At 32.1% G+C, this 22492-nt stretch carries 25 protein-coding genes; all 25 read right to left on the reverse strand.

Annotated features, from left to right (window positions below; all coding sequences use genetic code 11):
- Window positions 1–36: 36 nt before the first annotated feature.
- Genes motB through murF form a run of 25 tightly spaced genes read right to left on the reverse strand, consistent with a single transcriptional unit; the run spans window position 37 to window position 22489 of the window.
- Window positions 37–822, reverse strand: coding sequence for a flagellar motor protein MotB (gene motB, locus bhYOR_RS01390; RefSeq protein WP_025399620.1), 786 nt, complete (start codon window positions 820–822; stop codon window positions 37–39).
- Window positions 822–1607 (reverse strand): motility protein A, encoded by a 786-nt coding sequence (locus bhYOR_RS01395; protein ID WP_025399621.1) that lies wholly within the window; start codon window positions 1605–1607, stop codon window positions 822–824. Before bhYOR_RS01395 ends, motB begins: the two co-directional genes overlap by 1 nt.
- Window positions 1604–1825 carry a flagellar FlbD family protein gene (locus tag bhYOR_RS01400; protein WP_025399622.1) on the reverse strand — a complete coding sequence of 74 codons (222 nt, stop codon included), beginning with the start codon at window positions 1823–1825 and terminating at the stop codon, window positions 1604–1606. The genes bhYOR_RS01395 and bhYOR_RS01400 overlap by 4 nt, the downstream gene beginning before the upstream one ends.
- 16 nt (window positions 1826–1841) lie before the next feature.
- Complete coding sequence (gene flgE, locus bhYOR_RS01405; protein WP_025399623.1) at window positions 1842–3170, reverse strand: flagellar hook protein FlgE; 1329 nt, start codon at window positions 3168–3170, stop codon at window positions 1842–1844.
- A gap of 4 nt (window positions 3171–3174) precedes the next feature.
- Window positions 3175–3609 (reverse strand): flagellar hook assembly protein FlgD, encoded by a 435-nt coding sequence (flgD, locus tag bhYOR_RS01410; RefSeq protein WP_025399624.1) that lies wholly within the window; start codon window positions 3607–3609, stop codon window positions 3175–3177.
- Between the two features lie 12 nt (window positions 3610–3621).
- Entirely contained in the window at window positions 3622–4791 is a 1170-nt protein-coding gene (locus tag bhYOR_RS01415; RefSeq protein ID WP_025399625.1) for a flagellar hook-length control protein FliK, read from the reverse strand.
- Window positions 4792–4794: 3 nt separating this feature from the next.
- On the reverse strand, window positions 4795–5409 hold the full coding sequence (locus bhYOR_RS01420) for a periplasmic-type flagellar collar protein FlbB (protein ID WP_025399626.1): 615 nt from the start codon (window positions 5407–5409) through the stop codon (window positions 4795–4797).
- Window positions 5402–5833, reverse strand: a complete 432-nt coding sequence (locus bhYOR_RS01425) for a flagellar protein FlbA (protein ID WP_025399627.1) — start codon at window positions 5831–5833, stop codon at window positions 5402–5404. The genes bhYOR_RS01420 and bhYOR_RS01425 overlap by 8 nt, the downstream gene beginning before the upstream one ends.
- Window positions 5830–7137: a FliI/YscN family ATPase gene (locus tag bhYOR_RS01430; RefSeq protein WP_025434004.1), complete on the reverse strand. Its 1308-nt coding sequence runs from the start codon at window positions 7135–7137 to the stop codon at window positions 5830–5832. The genes bhYOR_RS01425 and bhYOR_RS01430 overlap by 4 nt, the downstream gene beginning before the upstream one ends.
- A gap of 16 nt (window positions 7138–7153) precedes the next feature.
- Complete coding sequence (gene fliH, locus bhYOR_RS01435) at window positions 7154–8074, reverse strand: flagellar assembly protein FliH (RefSeq protein ID WP_025399629.1); 921 nt, start codon at window positions 8072–8074, stop codon at window positions 7154–7156.
- Between the two features lie 14 nt (window positions 8075–8088).
- Window positions 8089–9123 carry a flagellar motor switch protein FliG gene (gene fliG / locus bhYOR_RS01440; protein WP_025399630.1) on the reverse strand — a complete coding sequence of 345 codons (1035 nt, stop codon included), beginning with the start codon at window positions 9121–9123 and terminating at the stop codon, window positions 8089–8091.
- 15 nt (window positions 9124–9138) lie between these two features.
- On the reverse strand, window positions 9139–10845 hold the full coding sequence (gene fliF / locus bhYOR_RS01445; protein ID WP_025434005.1) for a flagellar basal-body MS-ring/collar protein FliF: 1707 nt from the start codon (window positions 10843–10845) through the stop codon (window positions 9139–9141).
- Between the two features lie 13 nt (window positions 10846–10858).
- Window positions 10859–11188 (reverse strand): flagellar hook-basal body complex protein FliE, encoded by a 330-nt coding sequence (fliE, locus tag bhYOR_RS01450; RefSeq protein ID WP_025434006.1) that lies wholly within the window; start codon window positions 11186–11188, stop codon window positions 10859–10861.
- A 15-nt stretch (window positions 11189–11203) separates the two neighbouring features.
- Window positions 11204–11662, reverse strand: coding sequence for a flagellar basal body rod protein FlgC (gene flgC, locus bhYOR_RS01455; RefSeq protein WP_025399633.1), 459 nt, complete (start codon window positions 11660–11662; stop codon window positions 11204–11206).
- Window positions 11663–11687: 25 nt separating this feature from the next.
- Window positions 11688–12095, reverse strand: coding sequence for a flagellar basal body rod protein FlgB (gene flgB, locus bhYOR_RS01460; RefSeq protein ID WP_025399634.1), 408 nt, complete (start codon window positions 12093–12095; stop codon window positions 11688–11690).
- A gap of 33 nt (window positions 12096–12128) precedes the next feature.
- The gene (gene hslU, locus bhYOR_RS01465; RefSeq protein ID WP_025399635.1) at window positions 12129–13481 is read right to left on the reverse strand and encodes an HslU--HslV peptidase ATPase subunit; all 1353 of its coding nucleotides are present in this window, start codon (window positions 13479–13481) and stop codon (window positions 12129–12131) included.
- Window positions 13481–14023, reverse strand: a complete 543-nt coding sequence (gene hslV / locus bhYOR_RS01470) for an ATP-dependent protease subunit HslV (protein ID WP_025399636.1) — start codon at window positions 14021–14023, stop codon at window positions 13481–13483. The genes hslU and hslV overlap by 1 nt, the downstream gene beginning before the upstream one ends.
- A 9-nt stretch (window positions 14024–14032) precedes the next feature.
- The gene (gene dprA, locus bhYOR_RS01475; protein WP_025399637.1) at window positions 14033–14977 is read right to left on the reverse strand and encodes a DNA-processing protein DprA; all 945 of its coding nucleotides are present in this window, start codon (window positions 14975–14977) and stop codon (window positions 14033–14035) included.
- Window positions 14978–14982: 5 nt separating this feature from the next.
- On the reverse strand, window positions 14983–15672 hold the full coding sequence (locus tag bhYOR_RS01480) for a tetratricopeptide repeat protein (RefSeq protein ID WP_025399638.1): 690 nt from the start codon (window positions 15670–15672) through the stop codon (window positions 14983–14985).
- Window positions 15673–16869, reverse strand: coding sequence for a cell division protein FtsZ (ftsZ, locus tag bhYOR_RS01485; RefSeq protein ID WP_025399639.1), 1197 nt, complete (start codon window positions 16867–16869; stop codon window positions 15673–15675). It abuts the gene before it with no gap.
- Between the two features lie 20 nt (window positions 16870–16889).
- The gene (ftsA, locus tag bhYOR_RS01490) at window positions 16890–18131 is read right to left on the reverse strand and encodes a cell division protein FtsA (RefSeq protein ID WP_025399640.1); all 1242 of its coding nucleotides are present in this window, start codon (window positions 18129–18131) and stop codon (window positions 16890–16892) included.
- Window positions 18131–18874 (reverse strand): cell division protein FtsQ/DivIB, encoded by a 744-nt coding sequence (locus bhYOR_RS01495; RefSeq protein WP_025399641.1) that lies wholly within the window; start codon window positions 18872–18874, stop codon window positions 18131–18133. Before bhYOR_RS01495 ends, ftsA begins: the two co-directional genes overlap by 1 nt.
- Window positions 18875–18913: 39 nt before the next feature.
- Window positions 18914–20008, reverse strand: coding sequence for a putative lipid II flippase FtsW (ftsW, locus tag bhYOR_RS01500; protein ID WP_025399642.1), 1095 nt, complete (start codon window positions 20006–20008; stop codon window positions 18914–18916).
- A gap of 16 nt (window positions 20009–20024) precedes the next feature.
- A complete protein-coding gene (mraY, locus tag bhYOR_RS01505; RefSeq protein ID WP_025399643.1) occupies window positions 20025–21080 on the reverse strand; it encodes a phospho-N-acetylmuramoyl-pentapeptide-transferase in 1056 nt (351 codons plus the stop codon).
- Window positions 21081–21097: 17 nt separating this feature from the next.
- Entirely contained in the window at window positions 21098–22489 is a 1392-nt protein-coding gene (gene murF, locus bhYOR_RS01510; RefSeq protein ID WP_025434007.1) for a UDP-N-acetylmuramoyl-tripeptide--D-alanyl-D-alanine ligase, read from the reverse strand.
- Between the last annotated feature and the right edge of the window lie 3 nt (window positions 22490–22492).

Genomic DNA, 22492 nt, shown 5'->3' on the forward strand with positions numbered 1-22492 from the left:
CTCCTATAAATCCCTTATTTCATTGCTAAAACATTATTACTCATTAATACCTCTAGCAGAACTCAAAGAAGCATCACTAGTAATCAAAATATCTATTCTTCTATTATAAGCCCTACCTTCAGGAGTATCATCTGTAGCAACCGGCTTACTTCCCGCAAATCCAGATACTTCAAATCTACTCTCAATACTTTGTATTTTAGACTGATCGGTATAATTCAAAATCTGCTCTAACATATTTACTGCTCTTGCCGATGAAAGCTCCCAATTACTTTTCCAAATTCCATTTATATTAACATCAACATTGTCTGTATGTCCCTCAATTTTAAAATTATATCCTTGATTATCCAAAAACCCAATAAAAGAAGCTATCTTTTGTATAGTTTCCCTATTATCATCAAGCTTAACTTCAGCACTAGCTGAATCAAAAAAAGCATCTGCTAAAAGAGATACAATAACACCCCGTTCATGATGTCTCACAATAACCTTACTAGACTGAATCTTTTCAATAAACTCAATAATAGACTTATTTTTAGACGCCTGAGAAGCTTGCTTATTCTTCTCAGTAGAGGGCAAAGACATAAAACTATTACTCAAATAAGAAAGCTTATTAACATCCAAGGTCTTACCCCCCCTAAAAAATCCGGAACCTGTAAATGAAGCTGACATTATTTTCAATACATTCTCTTTGAGAATAATATCATTCAATGAAAACATAGTAACAAAAAAAACAAGTAATAAAGTAACCATGTCTCCATAGGTCAACATATAATCAGGAGCACCTCCTTCACACTTTGAACGCTTCTTCTTAACTCTCAATGCCATCATTCACCCCCAAGAATACCGCTTCCAAGCTGACTCCTATCTTTAGGGGTTAAAAATGTTACCAATTTTTGTTCTAAAATTCTAGGATTATCCCCTGCCTGAATTGATAAAATTCCCTCAACTATCATCGTCCTAACTGACGCTTCCTCAATATCTATAGACTCTAATTTAATTTGAATAGGAAACAACATTAAATTAGCCATTATTGTACCATAAAGAGTTGTAATAAGAGCAACAGCCATAGAAGAACCAAGTGCTGATCTGTCTTCTAAATTCCCAAGAAGAGCTATAAGCCCAATAAGTGTACCTGTCATTCCAAAAGCGGGAGCAAGCTTTGCCCAAGTTCCAAAAAGATCAGCACCAATCTTATGTCTCTCTTGCATTTGATCAAGTTCAAGATAAAGCATAGTTCTAATTATCTCAGGATCAGTACCATCAACGACAAGTCTCATTCCAGACTTAAAAAAGGGATCATTGATTTGATCAAGTTCATCATCAAGAGATAAAAGTCCTTCTTTCCTAGCTTTCTCTGAAAGTTCCACTAAGGTCTTTATAATAGGAACCCTACCAAAAGAACTTTTTTTAAAGAAAAATCCTAGATATATAGGAATTTTCTTAACAGTAGGAATTTCTGAGGAAGCCACAAGTGCAGAAAAAGAACCAACAACCGTAATAAACACAGAACTCAAATCCCAAAAAACCCCTAATCCTGTAGGAGTAAATGCCATAGAAATTAAAATAGCACCAAATCCAACTCCCCAGCCAATTATACTAGCCAAATTCATATCCCAACTCCCTTATTCTCTTGTGTAATTCTGTCTAACAAAGCAATATCTCTCCTATACATCTTGATTCTATCTACTACCTCTACTACACTTTCTCTTACAACTAATCTCTTACCATTAACAAGAAGAATTGTAGTATCAGGATTAGTCTCAATACTCTCAATATGACAAGGATTTAAATAATACCCATCGCCATTAAGTTTAGTTACATAAATCATAAACTAAAACAAAAAATTAACTCTTAAGTCTTACAAGCTCTTGCAATAACTGATCCGAAGTGGTTATCGTCTTAGCATTAGCCTGAAAACCTCTTTGAGTAACTATCATATCTGTAAATTGCTCAGCAAGATCAACATTAGCCATTTCCAAAACACCTGCTCTAATAGTACCAAGTCCTGCAAAACCGGTCTCACCTATCCTAGCCTGACCTGAATTACTTGTTTCACTAAAATTAGTATCACCTGCTTTTGCAAGTCCCCCAGGATTAACAAATGAGGCAAGTGCAATCTTTCCTATATCTCGTCTAATGCCATTTGAATAAACCCCTGTTATTACACCATTTTGATCAATTTCATAATTTTCCATATATCCCATACCATATCCATCCTGAACAATAGCCTTTGTAGTACTTGCATCAGCAAATTGAGTAATTGAATCAGTATAACTACCAACATTGCCAAGCCTAAGACTAACAGTTTGCTGCTCACCAACTTCTCCAGCATTAGCATTAACAACACCAAAAGTTATAGGAAATTCAAGTAAATCACCTACCTGACCTACCTGACCATTTAATGAAAGCAATGCTCCTTCATTATTAAAGCCCATTGTAAAATTGGAATTTGCCTCACCATTTACTAAAACGGTAGCATTCCATGTATTAGGAGTAGTTGCATCCTTTACAACCCTAAGTTCAACAACACTAGTATTTCCAAAACTATCGTAAATAGTCTTATTGACAACCCAAGTACCACGAGCAATATCCACTTCGCTCGCACCTTCTTCAACTAGAGGCAATCTCTTATCAAGATTACAAGCAAAAGTAATGTATTCAGTAGCCTTAGCACCTTCTTTATCTCCAATAGGAATAACTAAATCTTCAACATCAGCAGATGTATTAATAATCTGTTCTCCCCCAATAGACCTTGCCATCCAACCTTGAATTTTCATACCATTTGCAGGATTTACAAGACGACGATCAGAATCAACATCAAATGCACCAGCTCTTGTATAAAAAGAATTATTGCCATCTCTTAAGATAAAAAAACCATTACCACTAATTCCAAGATCAGAAGCTTTCTGAGTGCTTTGAAATGATCCTTGAGTATGAATAGTATCAATAGTAGCAACGCTCATTCCAAGACCAACCTGCTTTGGATTAACACCACCAAGCCCATCAGTAGGACGAGATGCTCCAGAAATACTCTGAGAAATCATGTCTTGAAAATTGACCCTTCCTTTTTTAAAACCAATAGTATTAACATTTGCGATGTTATTACCAACAACATCCATCCTTGTTTGATGATTCTGAAGACCAGAAACACCAGAATATAAAGATCTCATCATATAACTATTCCTCCAATCCTACTGACAAAATATTCTTATAAAGATAGTACTTTCCATCAATCATAATTTGTGGAACTACTCCGGTTTTAATATTTGTAACTTTACCCTTAATAATCTCTCCATCAACATGCTCAAATTCAACTATTTTGCCCAATAAATCCAAATCCTTATTTATACCTAGAACAGATGAAAGATTTTCAAAAGATTTACTCATATTTGTCATTTGTTCAAGTGCTGAAAATTGTGCCATTTGTGCAATAAACTCTTTATCTTTCATTGGATCTGTAGGATCTTGATATTTAAGTTGAGTAATAAGCAGTTTCAAAAAATCATCACGACCAAGATTGCTTCCCTTAACACCTCTTTGTACCTTAGAATTAGATATGTCCTTAACTCGGCCTATACTGACTAAATTGTCCATCTTATCAATTATGCTCATCTATCCTCCACTTTAAACAATAAAATTAATACTTTTTTCTAAATCACTAGAAATCTCAATATCATCCTCAATCTCAAAGATCTCACTCTTATTTAAAAAAACTCCTTGTCTCTCAACATCATCCTTAAAATTACCAGAAAAAAATCCAGAACCACTGCCTGCAAGGGAAAGATTTAAACTAGTATTAAACCCATTATCATCTAACATTTTACTTATTGAATACATATTTTGCTCAAAAAGGGTTCTAACATTATGATTATCAACTATTATTTTACCTAATAAATTATTATTAGAATCAAGATTCAAATTAATTCTTATACTACCAAGTCTTTTAGGTTTTAAAATCAACCTAATTTCTCCTGTATCATTCGATTTTAACACAATTTTGGCTTTATTCACAATGTTATGATTAACTTTTAAATTCCATTCCGACATTAAATTATCAGCAATTTGACTGACAAAAGATTCTTTAACATGCTTTGTATTAGAATTAGAGAGATCACCTATAAATTCTGAAAATCCATTAAAAGTTTCTTTAAGACCATATCTACCAACATTATTCTCACCAGCAATTAACCTGAACTTAGAACCTGAATTAAGGAATTCCTTAACACTATTATTTTTCTTAAAATTTTTAACATCAATACTAATAACATTTCTTTCCCTATCTCTCTTTACAAGATTTAAATCTCTATGACTAGAATCAACATCAATACCTAAAATATCGAAATTAAAAAGAGAATTTACATTGCCAAACAAAATGTTAAGGTCAGATAAAACTTTCTCAATATTTTTAAATATTTTTGTCTTATCAATAAGTTCAGACTCAAAAGACAAACTTTCACTTAAAACTTTCAAACTTTGAAAATCAAATACATTATCCACCCTTTTTATTAAAGATTTTAAATCAGATATAAAACCATTATCACTAAGTTTTTCAAGAGCAAAGGACTGCTTTAAAAAAACATTCTTAAAGTTCTTATCTATAAGGCCATTACTTTTTAAAAATTTTACAAATTCAAGTATTGAGTTTTTAAACTTAGACAGATTTTGAATTTCTGAGGAAATCAAATTTGAAAAAACACCCTTCTTAGATTGCCTTAAAACACCATCTACATTTAAAAAATTGAAATCCTTATTTAAGCTTGGCAAATTAGCAATAACCTTACTTAAATCACTCATACATCACTCCAATGAACTAACAGACATTTTTCTAATCAATACAGCGGCCTTCTTAGAATCCATAAGAGACAACCAATAAGGAACAATAGAGGCCCTTCCTTCTTTTTTAGCAATATCTTCCACCTTACGCATATAAGATATTGCAATCTCATCATTAAGTTCCTCAAGCCTCTTAACAGCATCCTCTGGTGGCATATTAATCAAATATAAAGCAGCCTGTGCAAAATTTGCATCTTCATCTTTATATTTATTGACAATATCATTAACTACCTTCTGTTTCGAATCTAAATCTTTTTGCTTTTGATTAAGTTCGGCTTCCAACTTATTTAAACTATCTTCTCTTTTTTTTAATTCTTCTCTCAATTTTTCAACTTGCTGACTTTTAATATAAATAGCCTCTTTTTCCTTTATCATTCTAATCTCATCAAGACTAATATGCGTATATTCAAGCGGCTGATCATCTCCCTTAAAAAGTAAAACCCTGATATACGAAGGCAAATAATCTCTAGCTTGATATATGCCAAATAAATCAATCAAAAAAAATGAAAGCCCTAAGAAAAAAATAACTAAAAATAGCCACAAAAAAAATCTAAGCAAAAATGATAAGCAACTATTCATTATTAGTTCCTAATTTTTTACAAATTTTATAATTAACATACTCATCTAAAACTAAGCTTTCGCTTTTTACATTTTCTTTAATTATAGTATTATTTAAAGTTTTTATTAATATGTCAACCTTTTTTTCTTCTCCGTATTTCTTTAAATAAATATCATGATATTTATCATACTCATGCTTAAGTTTTGCAAGCTCTTTCAATTCTTTCTCTTTCCTACAAGTCAAATAATCCAAATAACTTCCTTTTACAAAAATATTCGCATTGTTTAACTTGTTTAAAGTTTTGCAATTTACTTCTAAAAATTCTTCTATTTTTGAAATTCTATTATTTATATTCATTAAATCGTTTTCGCTAGACTTCCTATCATAAGTTCTAACACTCATTATTTTTTCAAATTTTTTTTTCTTAAAAATTAAATCATTCAAGCTAATATCTCTCTCATTTCATTATCCAAATTTTCAAAATCAAATTCTTCTTGCATCCCTTGAGACAAAAAATCAATAATTTTTGGATATTTTGCAATTGCTAAATCAACTTCCTTATTAGAACCTTTCATATAAATTCCCGTCTTAATTAAATCTTCATAATTTTTATAAATTGATAACAAACTCCTAATTTTAGATATTAATTTCTGTTTTTCAAAACTTACTATTCTATGAAAAGACCTTGAGGCTGAACTTAAAATATTTACCGAAGGATAAATACCTCTATCAGCTAAATCTCTATCCAAAATAATATGTCCATCCAAAACAGCTTTCATATTATCAGCTATTGGTTCTGTAAAATCATCACTCTCAACAAGCACAGTATAAAACCCTGTAATGCTGCCCTTACCATTAAGTCCCAAACGCTCAAGCAAAACAGGAATTTCTACAAAAACAGAAGGAGGATATCCTTTAGTAGCAGGCAGCTCTCCCATAGAAAGGCTAATTTCCCTTTTAGCATTTGCAAATCTCGTAATTGAATCAAATAGCAACATAACATCCATTCCACGATCTCTAAAGTGTTCAGCTATTAATGTTGCAGTATAAGCCCCTTTATATCTTGAAATAGGAGATTCATCAGACATTGACACAATCAAAACACTTCTCTTAAAGCATTCTTCTCCAAGATCATACTCAATAAACTCATTAAGCTCACGGCCTCTCTCACCAATAAATGCAATAACATTAACATCTGCCTTAGAATTTTTAGCAATCATACCAAGCAAAGTAGATTTACCAACACCAGCTCCTGAGAAAATTCCTACACGTTGTCCCTTTGCAACTGGTAAAAACCCATCAAGAACTCTAACCCCAGTAACTATTTGCTTAGAAAAAATACCTCTATTTAAAGGATTAATACTACTAAAACTTAATTCCTTATAATGATTATCAAGAAACTGACCCTTATTATCAATAGGTCTACCAAGAGAATCAATCACCCTTCCTAGTAATTCATCACTAAGATTAATTTGAGGCTTTTTATTTAAGGAATAAACTTTATCACCAACCTCAATTCCATCAAATCCTTCATAAGCCATAAGGCTAACAAAACATCCATTAAAACCTAAAACTTCAGCATATATTTTCTTACCACTTCTCTGTTGAATTAAACATAAATCACCAATACCACATTTTGGACCTAAACTCTCTATTAAAAGTCCCTTGATCTTTCTTACTCTGCCAATAAGAGATATAGTCTCAACATTATCCAATATTTTTGAATAACTTTCAAAAAAGTTGTCCATCAATATTCCTTCACCACTATAATATAGAAGAAAAATTCTTAAATTTCTCCTCTATTCTATCAAGTTGAGATGAAATTCGTGCATCTATTTCTCCAAAATCAGTCTCAATAACACATCCACCCTTTCCTATATTAACGTCTTCAACCACTTCCAGATTTTCTATAAAATCAAATTTAGAAATAAATTCTTGCTTCTGATGACTCACAACATCTATATCATCAAGATTAACACGAATAATAATATTTGTTTTACTTTTTATTTTCTTTAAAGCCTCATTTACATTTTCTATGACAACGCCTTTTTGAGAATCTATAATCTTTTTAACCACCTTAACTGCAATCTGCATCACAAGATTCATTATGTGTTCTTCTGAAGACTCAAAGATTTCCTTTCTCTTCGCAACCAAAGCAGATATCATGCTATTTAACTTTCCTAATACTTTATCAAAATCTTCACATCCCTTTTTAAACCCTGCATCATACCCTTCATTTCTTCCCTTTGCAGTTTCCGCCTCAAGTTCTCTTCTTAATCTCTCTTCATGTTCCTTCACTATTTTTTCAACTTTTAAATTAGATTCAATCTCAACTGCACCTTTTTTATCCTCAGCTTCTTTTTGTAAAGCCTCAGCCCTCTCATTAGCCAAACTTACTATCTTATTAGCTTGTTCTTTAGCTTCTTCAAGAAGTCTAGCAAATTCAATATCCATTTCTTTTTTAGCAAGCTCATGTCCATGTTCAATTTCCTCTTGAAGTTTTGCCTTTTGATTCATTAAGTCTTCAAGTTCATTGCGAATCTTAATGCTATAACTATCTATATCAGAAATTTCATGTTCTTTTCTCTTAATTTCCAATGATTTCAAAATAGGATTTGTAATCTCAACAAGCTCTAACTTTACTGCATTTACAACTTCTTTCGATTTATATAAAACCTTAGGCAAATACAACTCCTTTATTAGATAAGCACATCTTCTTCACCACCCCTAGAGATTACTATTTCACCCTGCTCTTCTAACTTCCTAATAAGAGACACAATTTTTTGCTGAGCTTCCTCAACGTCCTTGCGTCTAGTAGGTCCTAAAAATTCCATATCCTCTTTAAGCATTCCAGCAGCTCTCTTAGACATATTTTTAAAAATCTTTTCTTGAACAGGTATATCAACTGACTTTAAAGCTTTTGCTAATTCCTGCCCATCTATTTCTCTTAAAATCCTCTGTATTGATTTATCATCAAGAAGAACAATATCTTCAAATACAAACATTTTCTTTTTAATTTCCTCTGCAAGCTCGGGATCTTCTTCTTCAAGAGATTCAATAATAAATTTCTCTGTCTTTCGATCGGCCATGTTAATTATTTCAACAACATTATCAACTCCTCCAGCTGAAGTATAATCCTCTGAAGATAGAGAAGCTAATTTTTTTTCAAGGACTCTCTCAACTTCTCTTACCACTTCAGGCGAAGTTCTATCCATCAATGCAATTCTTCTTGCAACATTAGTCTGAATTTCAGTAGGAAGACTAGAGAGAATAAATGAGGCTTTTTGAGGATCAAGATATGAGAGTATTAAAGCAATTGTTTGTGGATGTTCTTGTTGAATAAAATTTAAAATATTAGCAGGATCTGCTCTCCTAACGAATTCAAAAGGCCTTGATTGCAAAGCAGAACCTAAATTATTAATAATGTCTACTGCCTTTTGAGTACCAAGAGATTTCTCAAGAAGCTCTCTAGCATAATCTATGCCACCCTTTTGAATAAACTCTTGAGCCATCATTAACTCTTTAAACTCCAGGAGAACACTATCTTTAAGCTCAGAAGTAACAACATCAAGTCTTGCTATTTCAAAGGTTAAAGACTCTATCTCCTCTTGAGATAAATATTTAAATATTCTAGATGAAACGTCAGAACCTATTGAAACTAATAAAATAGCTGCCTTTTGTTTCCCAGTTAAAGTAGAAACACCAAATATCTCTTTTTCCTTTTGCTCTTCCATATAACTTATTACCCTTTATACATTCTTCACAATCCATGTTCTAATAAGCTTAGCGACATCTTCTGGTTTCTCTCTAGCTAAAAGTTCAGCATTACTTTGAAGCTCATCATCTTCTCTAAGTCCACCAACAACATCATCAACACCAATATCATCGCTATCCATTAATGCCTGCTGCCGTCTTAAATGTGCTTGCCTTGCAAACTCTTCTTCCCTAAGACGTCTTTTCCTCTCAAGTTCTCTAGACACAATGAAAAATATTGTAAATATTAATATCAAAAATGCAAATATCAAACTTACTGCAAAAACAACAAAATTAAATTTCTCACTTGCGAAATAAGCTTCATCTATTTTTCTAAATTCATTTACTCGATCAAAGGCAATATTCCTAACAGTAATTGAATCGCCCCTCTCTGGCTTATACTCAAAAGAACTCTGCAAAACATCTGTAATGTTTTTTAAAGCTTCATCAGAAATAGGCCTATATTCCCTTTTACGCATACCATTTTCTATAACAAACCTCCCAGACTCATCATAAACAAAATCCCAAACACCATCTATAAAGATACCAAGAGAAATCCCTGCAACTCTAGCAGGCTCCTTCTCACTTAAGGATTTCTTTTCATTAAGAGCAACATTCTTTATCTCTTTAAATTCATTTGACTTGCCGATAATATCACTTAAATCTCGATACTCAGGCGGAGTGTTACCTTCCTGACCAGGCGGTCCCCATGGACTATAACCTTGTCCTTCATACTCTCTTTTATGTACTTGGGAAGAAATTAATGTAGAATCACTAACTTTTCTTGTATTATAAGAAACTTTTGGATCCTGGGGTTCAATCTCAATAGGAGCATATTCTTTAGATTCCGTGGTTTGACGAGAAGTATCAAGCGTCACATTAACTCTTGCAATCATAAATCTACCAACAGACAAAACCTTACTTAAAGCAGAATCGATTTCATCTTTAAGCATAGATTCATATTTTAATTTAAGTTTTCTTTCTTTTTCAGCTAAATCAATCCTATCAATGCCATCTACGTTAGAAAAATCATTCAAAATAGTCCCTTTATTATCAACAATAGCAATATTATCTGATTCAAGACCCTCAATAGCATATTGAATCAGCTTAACAAGCCCTTCCACCTTCTTACGATTAGTTACAATATCAGAACCGGGCTTGGGAGTAATTCTAACGGAAGCTTTAACTGCTTCTTGTGATTCTTTAAAAAGAGCCTTCTCAGGCGTAACAAGATTGATACTAACAGCATCAACATCATCAAGAGCAACAATATGCTGCTCAACAGCTCTTGTAATTGATCTTCTAAGATTAACATTTCTCTCAAAATCCGTAATAGTCCACCTATCAATATCAAAAAGAGACCAAGGATCCATATTCACAGGAACAAGCTCTTCTCTTACAAGAATTGCTCTCATTTTTTTCGACGTATTTTCATCACTCAAATAAATTTTTCCATCAACAGTAATAGTATATCCAATATTTTCTCTATCAAGTCTTTGTACTATTTTATCTAACAAGTACTGATCCTTAATACCAACACCAAAAAGAGCAATACCTTGTCTTCTAGTAGAAAATCCTACTAAGAAAATAAGTGCTAGAATTATAAATAAAGAAATAAAACCAAAAGCCACTCTTTGAACAATACTGGCTTTTTTAAAACTCTTATTTACTGATGCAAGAAACTTAGTAATAAAATTGTTCAAACTGTATAGCTCCTTAGCGAATATTAATTATATCTTGATAAGCCTTTATGCTTTTCTCAACAATAGCTTTTGTAATACTCAAATTCATATTAGCTTTAGACATTGCTATTACAATATCATGCACATCGATATCATTTGGCTTTAAAATAGCTTGCTGAGACATTTTAGACACATCTAATTGGCTATTATTCACATCAGACATTAAATTAAAGAACAAGTCTTTAAAAGTTTTATCCTTTTCTTCACGCTTAACATCAAAACCAGAAGAACTCCTATCAAAATGCAAAGGATTTTTACGAATTAAATAAACATCACTATCTGTAAAAAAAGAATCTACTCTCATCTCCTACAAGCCCCCTTAATTCTGCAGTATTGATAATGCACTCCTAAACATTGATTTGCTACTATTAATGACAGTAGAATTTGCTTCATAAGCACGGGAAGCAGAAATCATATCCACCATCTCTTCAACTGCATTCACATTAGGAAATTTCACATAACCCTTTAACTCGCCAGACCTTATTGCATCAGGATGAGTTGGATCATACTTTAGCTTTAAAGGAGACTTGTCTTTCTCAATACTAGCAACCCTTACGCCCTGACCAACTCCATTATCAAGATCATCAGGAACAAAAGGCCCCTTCCAATATGGACTTACAACCCTTGGGGCAAAAATTACCCTTTGCCTTCTATAAGAGCCCCCTTCAGAAGTTCTAGTAGTCTCCACATTTGCAATATTATTTGCAATAACATCCAATCTTAATCTTTGAGCTGTTAAACCCGTTGAAGCAGTATTAATACTTGAAAACAATCCCATATATAATATTCCTTGAGGTTATAACTTATTTTATTACAAAATTTACACTTTTAAAATGATGGGCTTGAATATTTGTAAACAAACTGTACATCATTTGATTCTGAATCAGACTTTTCATCTCAGAATCAATATCAACATTATTACCATCATTCTTAAGAATAGAGAGATAATCAAGCATCCTATTAGGTTTAACATCTAAATATCCCACCTCTTTAAAGCCATTTAAATGCTTATCACTACCCCTTATCAAAGATAAATTGCTTGCTCTTTCATTTAAAATTGCTCGTTCAAGCTCAGCCTCAAAAGTGACCTTGCTTCTCTTGAAATTTGGAGTATCTACATTTGCAATATTATCAGCTATTACATTTTGCCTCAAACTAAGAACATCCAAATACCTATGTGCTAAATCGACTGACCTCTCAAAAATATTCAAGCTAACACCCTCTATATCACAAATTGCTTTTTACTATATTATATAATAATTTAAATCTTTTTGTTCGCTAATTTTTACTTTTTCATTAACATAGTCCAAGTTTATTTCAATTTTCTTCAACTTACTACCGGGTGCCTCAAAGAAAAGATCGACAAGAATCTTCTCCATAACTCCATGCAACCTTCTAGCACCAAGATTCTCTCCCTCAAAATTCATATTAAAGGCAAGCTCAGCAATTCTATCAATTGCCTCTTCACTAAATGTTAAAGTCAAATTATAAACCTTAAACATCTCAATGTACTGCTTTATTAAAGAATTCTTAGTATGCTTTAAAATATTTTTGAAATCATCCACACTTAAACTCTTAAGCTCAACCTTAATTGGAAACCTACCTTGAAGCTCTGGTATTAAATCAGATGGCTTTGATAAATTAAAAGCACCTGCTGCTATGAATAAAATATGAGAAGTATCAACGATTCCATATCTTGTATTAACCTTAGACCCTTCAACAATTGGCAAAATATCTCTTTGAACACCTTCTCTAGATACATCATTTCCAGTTCTATTTTTAGTAACTATCTTATCGATCTCATCAATAAAAACAATTCCCATATTCTCAACTCTCAATTTAGCAATCTCTACAATATTTTCATGATCAACTAACTTTTCAAGCTCCTCAGATATAATTATCTCCCTTGCTTTTTTAATTTTTAATTCCTTTCTTTTCTTCCTATCAAATATATTATTAATCAATCCCCCAATACTCATATCAATCTCTTCGAAATTACTACCAGAAAATATCTCTATAGTAGAAACGGGCATTTTGCCTGAAACATAAACATCAATAAGACTGTCATCAATATCCCCATTTCTTAATTGCTTCCTAAACTTCTCTCTTAATTTTTCACGAACTTTGCTCTCTTCATCACTTGCATTATTATTCTCAGAATTCTCAGAAGCTTTTAAAAGTTTGTCAATTATTCTCTCTTCAGCACGTTTGTTTGCCTCTTCGCGAACAGAATCATACATCTCTTCCCTTACCATATTAACTGCAATACTCATTAAATCACGAATCATAGATTCAACATCGCGACCTACATAACCTACCTCAGTATATTTAGTAGCTTCAACTTTAATAAAAGGGGCCTTAATAAACTTTGAAAGCCTTCTTGCAATCTCAGTTTTACCAACTCCAGTTGAACCAACCATAATAATATTTTTAGGCATAACATCATCTCTTATTTCCTTGGGAAGCTTAGATCTTATATATCTATTAACAAGAGCTATCGAAACCAATTTTTTAGCCTCAACTTGTCCTATTATATATTTATCTAATTCTGCAACAATCTCTTTAGGCACTATATCTTGATTTTCAATCTTACCCATCAACTAATCTCCTCAAGCACAATATTTGAATTTGTATATATACAAACTTTTGCTGCCACCTTTAAAGACTTAAAAGCAATATCAGCAGCACTTAATTTTTTATTTTCCATATAAGCAAGCGCCGCTGAATATGCATAATTTCCCCCACTACCAATTGAAATTACATCCTCTTCAGGCTCAACAACATCCCCAGTACCTGAAATTAATAAAATATTCTCAGCATCAGCTACAAGCATCATCGCTTCAAGTTTATGAAGTATCTTATCAGATCTCCAATCTTTTGCAAGCTCCACAGCAGCTCTTTTAATATCAATAATTCCATTTTCTCTGGCTTTAACCTTTTCTTCAAATTTCTCAAAAAGAGTAATAGCATCAGAAGTTGAACCTGCAAACCCTGCTAAAATCCTTCCATTAACTAACTTTCTTATTTTCACAGCATTGGATTTTAAAACAGTATGTCCAAAAGTTACTTGCCCATCTGCTGCTACTACAGTTTTTCCTTCCCTTCTTATTGCAATAACTGTAGTTCCTTTAAAACTCATGATGTCCCCCTATTTAGATATTTCATTTAGCAACTCATTAATAAGCATACTCGATGTATCTTTGCCTACACAACAAGTCCCTAAGTCATCACTAATTTCAGGCTCATTATACTGAACATTTAGTATCTTATAAAGATCTGGTACCGATTTTATCTCTTGAGCTCCAGAATCATATAAAATCCTAGAACCATCACCAGAATAATTAATATTATAAACATAAATATCAAGACCCAAATCAAGTCCAAGCTCAGCAGTAATTAAAGCCCCAGATTTCTTTGGCGCACAAGTGATAAAAACAACATCTGAAAGACCAGCTACTATTCTATTCCTCTTTGCAAAAAAATAACTCTGTATATTCTCATAAGGCAAAGTCTCAGTAAGAACGCCCCCACCATTTTCTAAAAGACGAGCAACATATTTTCTATTTTGCTTTGGATAAATATTATCAATATCTGTTGCAATAACTGCATATGTTCTTTTCTTCTCATTAATTGCACCAAGATGTGCTGCAATATCAGCTCCTACTGCAAATCCAGATATTACTTCCACATGATTCTTAGCAAGATGAGATGATAACTCTTTAATTTTATCCGCTAAAGCTCTACTGATTTTTCTTGAACCAACAACAGCCCAAGACAAAGAATTAGAATCTGGAAGATTGCCCTTATAATAAATAGCAAATGGAGGATCATAAATCCTTTTAAGCTTTAAAGGATAATCCCTAGATCCAAGAAGCACAACCTTTGCACCTGTTCTATTAATAATTCCTTGTTGCAACTCTATTAATTTGGAATCTGGAAGCTTATGGGTTTTCCTAAAATACCTAGATAAATAATTAGAAATATCTCTTAAACTTAACTTACAAAGCTCACTTAAATCAAAGTTATTAAAAATCCTAAGCTTTTCTTCACCCTTTAAAAACTTTAAATTATCAACATAAAGCAATTTGAACATAAAAGCTACTTCAAATCATTCATTATTCTATCAACTCCCTCTATTTGCTCTTGAGTTGAAGCTTTATCCTTTGCCTTTTTGTAAAACAACAAAGCATTATTAAAATCACCAAGAGAATAATAGTTTGCACCCCTCAACATAAAAAACTCAAAATAATTCTCTCCCATAGACTCAAGCCTACTTAAATATCCCTTAGCTTCTAACTGTTTATCAAGATCATAAACATACATAGTAGAGAGAGCAAAAATAGCTTCCTTAAAATCATCTTTAATAGAAATTGATTTTAAAAAAGAATTCTCAGCAAGCATGAAATATTCATCAATTTTTTCTCTGGTTTGCATCCCCTTAGCTAAATTATAAGAAGAAACCCCTATATAAAAATGAGATAAGTAATTATCTAGGCCATGCTCTAAATTTTTATTAAAATACTCAATAGCAGACCCATATTGACCAAGCTTAATAAGTTCAAGTCCAATTAAACTAAAAAATCTAGCCTTTTTATCAATGGAATTTACTATTTTTAAAATATTGTGCTCTTCTTTATCAATAAATTCTTTATAAACTTCAATTTTTTCTAACGAACCACCACCCGCTAGCTCTATTTCTCTTATTCTAAGTCCAAGGTTTACTTTTTCCTTAGATTCATCTCCACAAGAGATAACTAAAAACAAAAATATTGACACCCATCTTTTCATTCAATTGTCGCTATTTTTTTTATTTAAATTTCTAAGAAATGTGGGAACATCAATATCATCTTCAAAATAATTAACATTTTTTGACTTAGCTATAAAATTATCATTAGCCCCATAAACACCCCCCGAAACATCCTGACTACCTGACATCAAGCTATCAAATTCTTTTGAACTTAAAGTATTATTTTCAATAGCACCAGATAAATCTTTCTGCTTTTTAGAAGAAAACCCAGTAGCAACAACCGTAACATAAATCTCATCATCAAGATTTGAGTTAATTGCATGCCCATATATTACGGTAGCTTCATCATCAACACTAGCAGTAATTATTCCCATAATCTCTTCAAGCTCAAGCAATGAAAAATCTTCACCTCCAGTTATATTAACAAGAAGCCCTTTAGAACCTTCTATTCTAACCTCTTCAAGCAAAGGATTACTAATAGCAGAAGTAGCCGCATCAACAGCCCTATTCTCGCCCTTACCATAACCAATACCCATTAAAGCATCGCCTTGTCCTTGCATAATGCTCTTAACATCAGCAAAATCAATATTAACTTCGCCGTGTTCAATAATAAGACCTGCAATCCCCTGCACACCCATCCTTAAAACATCATCAGCCCTCTTAAAGGCATCCTTAATTGTAGTTCGCTTATCAACAACAGTTAAAAGTTTTTGATTTGGAATAATGATTAAAGTATCAACAGATTTTCTTAAATTATTTATTCCCTGTTCAGCAAGTCGCATCTTTTTAGGGCCTTCAAATTTAAAAGGCTTAGTAACAACTCCAACAGTTAAAATTCCAAGTTCTTTTGCCACTTGAGCAATAACAGGCGCAGCTCCTGTTCCAGTCCCTCCACCCATCCCAGCAGTAATAAACACCATATCAGCACCTGCTAGATGATTTTTAATAATATCAATGTCTTCTTCTGCTGCAGCTTGCCCAATCTCAGGCCTCCCACCAGCTCCAAGACCCGCAGTAACCTTGGCACCAAGAGCAATCTTTATTGGGGCAATAGAAGTTTGTAGAGCTTGAAGATCAGTATTTGCTACAATAAATTCAACATCTCTTACTCCATATTCAATCATACGATTAACAGCGTTGCTACCGCCACCGCCTGCACCAATTACTTTAAGAACCGTAGGATTTGTAGCAGAATCAAACCTTTTTGAATGACTATCAATAATATTATAATCTTTCATTAAACTTCCTCCATGACTGGTCAAAACCACTCCTTCAAAAACCAACCTTTCAATTTTGAAGATATTTTATTTTGTCTCTTAGATTTATTATTTCCCTTCTTTAATTTATTGAATTTTTGCTGTTCATGCTTATAAAGAACAAGACCAAGAGCTGAGGAAAATTTAGGATCAATATACTCCTCTCCAACCCCACTAATATTCATTGGAAATCCTATTCTTGATGGATATTTAAATATTTCTTCTGTTAAATTAGAAATACCGGGGAACAAGGCTCCTCCTCCAGTTAAAACAATCCCTCCATTAATCTTATTATAAAGCCCTCTCTTCACTATTTCGGCTTTTATTATCTCAAAGATCTCACTTAGCCTTGAATTAATTATTATAGCCAATTCTTTTCTACTTTTCTCTTGAGGCGGCCTGGTTCCAAGATTAGGAATAATAACACTCTCCATTTGACTCTCAAGGACAGAAATATGAGCAACACCTGCTGTTATTTTAATATTCTCAGCAACATCCTCAGGCACCTTCCACACTTGAGCAATATCAAGAGTAACTCTATTTGCACCTATGGGAATGACTCCAGTATAATAAGGAGAACCATCAACATAAAGAATTATGTCAGTTGTACCTTTACCCATGTCAACAAACAAAACCCCCATTTCCCTCTCTTCCTTAGATAAGGTAGCATAAGATGCTGCCAAGCTTCCAAGAACAACTTCATCAACAGAAAAACCAGCACGATTCACACATCTAACTAAATTCTGACTCGAAGAACTAGATCCCGTAATGATATGTACCTCACCCTCAAGGCGAATTCCCATCATATCTATTGGATTCTTTATATGAGGAATTCCATCCACAATAAATTCTTGGGGAATTACATGTAAAATTTCCCTATCCATCGGGATCACAATTGCCTTTGCAGCTTCAATAACGCGTTCAACATCTTCATTATCAATCTCCCTGGTTTTTGAATTTATCGCAACAACTCCACGAGAATTAGTACCCTCAATGCTACTACCCGACATAGAAACAGAAAGAGTGGCAATATCACATCCAGAAATAAGTTCAGCAGCCTCAATAGAATTAGAAATTGAATCAAGTGCCGCTTCAATATTTATAAGAACTCCTTTCCTCACACCTCTTGATACACTAGTGCCTATCCCTACTATTTCCAACTGATTATTCAAATTCACCTCAGCTACAACAGTACAAATTTTTGAAGTTCCAACATCCAGTCCTACTATCAAATCCCTAGACACTAATCTTCTCCTAACAAAATGATATCACCGCTTCTTAAATCAACAGTATCAGATCTTCCCTTAAGTAAATCAGATATCATGAATACTTTATGCATTGCACTTATTAAATCCATATCCGTTGTTATTAATATCTTATTATATATATTTTTTATATACAAAAAAATCTTGTAATCATAAAAATTCAACTTCAAAAAATTAATTTCTGATATTAAATTATACAAAGTCTCTTGATTTATTTTAACATAGTTAAGGTTCTTTATAATAGCCAGCATTCTATCCTCTAAACAATCACCAACTTCATTACCATTTAAATTTAACCCACTAATTATAGGCAAATCATAAATTAAATCTTTACATTTCTCTAAAATTACACCGTCTGAAGCAATAAAATAGTAAATAAAACTACCATCAACATTCTCATAAGCAGTAACTATAGGAACTCTCCTTTCAATATTAATGCTAATCGTATTAGGAAATTTAAGTTCTACTCTCACATTCTGTACTCTTAAATCCCTCCTAATATTTTTCTCATACGTACTAACATCAGCATCATAATAATAAGTATTAGGCTTAATTCCTGAAATACTTAATATATCTTCCTTAGAAATATGAATATCATCATTAAAACTAATATATCTAATTAAAAAATAAGGAGAAACAAATATAACAAAAATAATTTCAAGTAATATAAAAGAAATTATTATATAGATATATATAATCAAAAATTTTCTATAAATCAACATAAATTTAAGATTAAATTACCATTTCGATCAAACTTCAGACTATTTACCTTCAATATCTCTAGAAACATTTGCAATAAGCCCAGAAAGCGCCATTGTAACAACAATAGAAGAACCACCTGATGAGAAGAATGGTAAATTTATACCTGTAGGAGGCAAAAGTCCAATTGCAATTAAAATATTCATAATGCTTTGAAGAAAAATTGTAAGACTTGAAATAAATGCAATAAAAAACTTAAATCTGGTTTTAGCAAAGATGGCAACAAAATACCCAAAATAAAAAAATAAAAAAAACAACATAATAGCAAGACAGATTCCCAAAAATCCCAATTCTTCTCCAAGAACAGAGAAAATAAAATCTGAATTAGCCTCTGGAAGTCTGCCAAGCTTTATCTCGCCCATTCCAAGACCTCTCCCCCCAAGACCACCACTCTTTAAAGCATTAAGTGATGCAATTATTTGATACCCCTTTCCTAAAGGATCATCATAAGGATTTAAAAATGCGAAAATTCTAGCAACCCTGTAAGGTTCAAATATTAAAAAAAGCATAGAAATTGGAATAAAAGTAAATAAAATAGCAAAAATATATCCCAATGACATTCCAGAAACGAATAAAACAATAAAGAAAAGAACAGCAAAATAAATAGCTGTTGAATAATCATTTTGTAAAATTATAAGTAACCAAAAAATACCAAAAACTAACATGGGCTTGAGCCAATAAGAAATATTATTATCTGATTTTAATTTAAACTTACTCAAATAACTTGCAAGATAAATCGTAAAAGATACCTTAAAAATCTCTGAAGGCTGAATACTAATGCCTCTTAAAAAAATCCACCTTTGTGCTCCAGAAACACTAGGAGAGAAAAAAGTTGCCAAAACTAATGCAAAAGTTACAAGTAATACAATAGAAACAATTTTTTTTAAAAAATCTAAAGAAATCCTCTCAAAAACAAAAAATACAATAAAACTTAAAAAAAGATACTTAAGACGCATCAAGAATAAAAAATTAGGATCTCCTGTAAGTTCTAGACTTAAAAAAAATGAAGATGTATAAAATACAATAAGACCATAAGAAATAAGTGACCATAAAATAAGTAAATAACATTTTCTAAGAGAGACTTTCTCCACAAACATAACAATCAATCTAAACTCATCTAATCTTAAGAGTACTTAAGGCTATTATAGCAAATATTAAACCTATTATCCAAAATCTAATAACAACCTGTGTCTCAGACCACCCAAGTTCCTCAAAATGATGATGGAGCGGCGCCATCTTAAACACCCTTTTCTTAGTCTTCTTATAAACTGCAACTTGAATAATTACAGATAAAGTCTCAAGCACAAAAACTCCTGCAAGAATTGCAAAAAGAATCTCACTTTTTAAGATTAAGGCTGTCATTCCAAGAACTGCTCCTATTGAAAGACTACCAGTATCACCCATCATTATTTTAGCAGGATACGCATTAAACCACAAAAATCCAAAACTACCCCCAAGTAAAGCCCCAAGAAATATCACAAGCTCTTCAGAACCTTTAATATTTGGAATATTTAAATAAGATGCAAAATCCACTCTACTTGTAAGATATGCAATTATTACTAGCGCTCCTGTTACAACAATACTAAGTCCAATAGCAAGTCCATCAAGTCCATCTGTCAAATTAAAAGAATTAGACGCTGATATTAAAATAAACATCCCAAATGGAATATATAAAACTCCTAAATCTAATTTGAGAGACTTAAAAAATGGGAAATAAATTATACTAACATGTTCACCGCCAAAATAATAAAGCATAGTAACTGAAATACAAGAAAACAATATTTGCCCATAAATCTTAAACCGAGGATTAAGCCCATCTGAATTTTTTCTCTTTATTTTAAGCAAATCATCCATAAACCCTAAGCATGCAAAACTAATCATGACAAAAAGCACAATTAAAAAATAAACATTCCAAAGATTAATCCAGAAAAATAAAGAAACTAAAACACAAAAAAAAATAAGAATGCCCCCCATAGTAGGAATTCCCATCTTTTCACTTAAATGACGTTTTGGTCCATCTTCCCTTAAGATTTGATCTAGTTTTAATTTCTTAAGTCTTAAAATAATAAATGGGCCAAAAATTAAAGCAAGTAAAAATGCAAAAATAGTAGCATAAGCGGTTCTAAACGTAATGTAGTGCAACAATCTAAGTCCTAAAAGATCAAACATATCTCCCTCATTAATCCTTAAAGATAGTCAAGCACCCTTTCAAGCCTATTTGATCTTGACCCTTTAATAGCAATAAAACACCCAGACTCCAAATTCTTCACAAAACAATCAATAAAATCTTCAAAATTACTAAAATAACACAAATTGTTTAAGGATAAATTTTCACGTCTTTTTACTTCTTGAAATTCTTCACCAATTAAAAACACTTTATCAAAATTCATTAAAATAACTTCTCGTACAGCTGTTTTATGTGCTTCATACGCAAATTTACCAAGTTCTTTAAAAGAACCAAGAATAATAAATTTTTTACCCTTAATCTCAAAATCTAAAATCATCTCCTTTAAAGCCATAAATGAACCTAAATTGCCATTATAAGAATCATTTAAAACCAAATAATCCTTTACTCTTAAAAGCTCTGCTCTACCCTTTTGGAAATCAGCATTCAGCAAACCATTACGAATCTCATTTTCGCTCAATCCAAGCAATAAAGCTAAATTAATGCAAGATATTGCATTAAAAATGTTATGCTTACCGGGCAATAAAATAGAATAATCAAATCCTTTATAAGTAAAATCATAAGAAAATTTATCATCTAAGAATGTAAATGACTTAATTTGAAGACTATTGAAATCAAAATAAAAAATATTAATTTCTGAACTAATAGATTTAGCTATTTCTCTTAAACGCAAATGATAAGGACAACTCTCGTTTAAGATTACCATCTGAGTACTCTTAGTCATTATTTCACTCTTCTCAGAAGCAATGATCTCTAGATCTTCAAAAGCCTGCATATGAGCATAACTTATATTTGTTACAATAACGATTTCAGGCTCTAATATTTCAGAAAGGAGATTCATCTCTCCAACATAGCTGATCCCAACTTCAAAAACAGCATACTCTTCATCCCCCTCAGTTCTCAAAATACTCAAAGGCAGCCCAATATCCGAATTTAAATTTCCCCAAGTCTTGCAAGTCTTATATCTCTCTGACAATATGCTATAAAGCATTTCTTTTGTTGTAGTCTTTCCATTACTACCAGTAATAGCTATTCTCTTAAAATTTGTTTTCTTAATAAAATGCGCTGCCAAGTTTTGAAGACACATGACTACATCACTAGTGAGCAAAAAAACCAAACTCTCATCCTTATTTAAATACTCAACACACAAATGCTCACAATCCTTAGAACAAACAAAACATTTAACACCAACATCAATTAAATATTCAACAAAAGAAAATCCATCTACCCTATCACCTTTGTACGCAAAATAAAGACTAGCTCCACTATTCTCATCATTTATCTCACGACTGTCAAGCGAATAAAATGATACAACCCTTTGCATACTACTTACATAACCAACAAATTTAACATCACCTAAAGAATCCAAAATGTCTTTAATTTTTATATGCACCAA

The organism is Borrelia nietonii YOR (assembly GCF_023035795.1).
In the GTDB taxonomy this organism is placed as follows: domain Bacteria; phylum Spirochaetota; class Spirochaetia; order Borreliales; family Borreliaceae; genus Borrelia; species Borrelia hermsii.

What these genes read in the sequence shown, in the direction of transcription:
- motB (WP_025399620.1), bottom strand. Translation starts at nt 822, where the DNA reads ATGGCATTGAGAGTTAAGAAGAAGCGTTCAAAGTGTGAAGGAGGTGCT.
- bhYOR_RS01395 (WP_025399621.1), bottom strand. Translation starts at nt 1,607, where the DNA reads ATGAATTTGGCTAGTATAATTGGCTGGGGAGTTGGATTTGGTGCTATT.
- bhYOR_RS01400 (WP_025399622.1), bottom strand. Translation starts at nt 1,825, where the DNA reads ATGATTTATGTAACTAAACTTAATGGCGATGGGTATTATTTAAATCCT.
- flgE (WP_025399623.1), bottom strand. Translation starts at nt 3,170, where the DNA reads ATGATGAGATCTTTATATTCTGGTGTTTCTGGTCTTCAGAATCATCAA.
- flgD (WP_025399624.1), bottom strand. Translation starts at nt 3,609, where the DNA reads ATGAGCATAATTGATAAGATGGACAATTTAGTCAGTATAGGCCGAGTT.
- bhYOR_RS01415 (WP_025399625.1), bottom strand. Translation starts at nt 4,791, where the DNA reads ATGAGTGATTTAAGTAAGGTTATTGCTAATTTGCCAAGCTTAAATAAG.
- bhYOR_RS01420 (WP_025399626.1), bottom strand. Translation starts at nt 5,409, where the DNA reads ATGAATAGTTGCTTATCATTTTTGCTTAGATTTTTTTTGTGGCTATTT.
- bhYOR_RS01430 (WP_025434004.1), bottom strand. Translation starts at nt 7,137, where the DNA reads ATGGACAACTTTTTTGAAAGTTATTCAAAAATATTGGATAATGTTGAG.
- fliG (WP_025399630.1), bottom strand. Translation starts at nt 9,123, where the DNA reads ATGGAAGAGCAAAAGGAAAAAGAGATATTTGGTGTTTCTACTTTAACT.
- fliE (WP_025434006.1), bottom strand. Translation starts at nt 11,188, where the DNA reads ATGAGAGTAGATTCTTTTTTTACAGATAGTGATGTTTATTTAATTCGT.
- flgC (WP_025399633.1), bottom strand. Translation starts at nt 11,662, where the DNA reads ATGGGATTGTTTTCAAGTATTAATACTGCTTCAACGGGTTTAACAGCT.
- hslU (WP_025399635.1), bottom strand. Translation starts at nt 13,481, where the DNA reads ATGGGTAAGATTGAAAATCAAGATATAGTGCCTAAAGAGATTGTTGCA.
- hslV (WP_025399636.1), bottom strand. Translation starts at nt 14,023, where the DNA reads ATGAGTTTTAAAGGAACTACAGTTATTGCAATAAGAAGGGAAGGAAAA.
- dprA (WP_025399637.1), bottom strand. Translation starts at nt 14,977, where the DNA reads ATGTTCAAATTGCTTTATGTTGATAATTTAAAGTTTTTAAAGGGTGAA.
- bhYOR_RS01480 (WP_025399638.1), bottom strand. Translation starts at nt 15,672, where the DNA reads ATGAAAAGATGGGTGTCAATATTTTTGTTTTTAGTTATCTCTTGTGGA.
- ftsZ (WP_025399639.1), bottom strand. Translation starts at nt 16,869, where the DNA reads ATGAAAGATTATAATATTATTGATAGTCATTCAAAAAGGTTTGATTCT.
- bhYOR_RS01495 (WP_025399641.1), bottom strand. Translation starts at nt 18,874, where the DNA reads ATGTTGATTTATAGAAAATTTTTGATTATATATATCTATATAATAATT.
- ftsW (WP_025399642.1), bottom strand. Translation starts at nt 20,008, where the DNA reads ATGTTTGTGGAGAAAGTCTCTCTTAGAAAATGTTATTTACTTATTTTA.
- mraY (WP_025399643.1), bottom strand. Translation starts at nt 21,080, where the DNA reads ATGTTTGATCTTTTAGGACTTAGATTGTTGCACTACATTACGTTTAGA.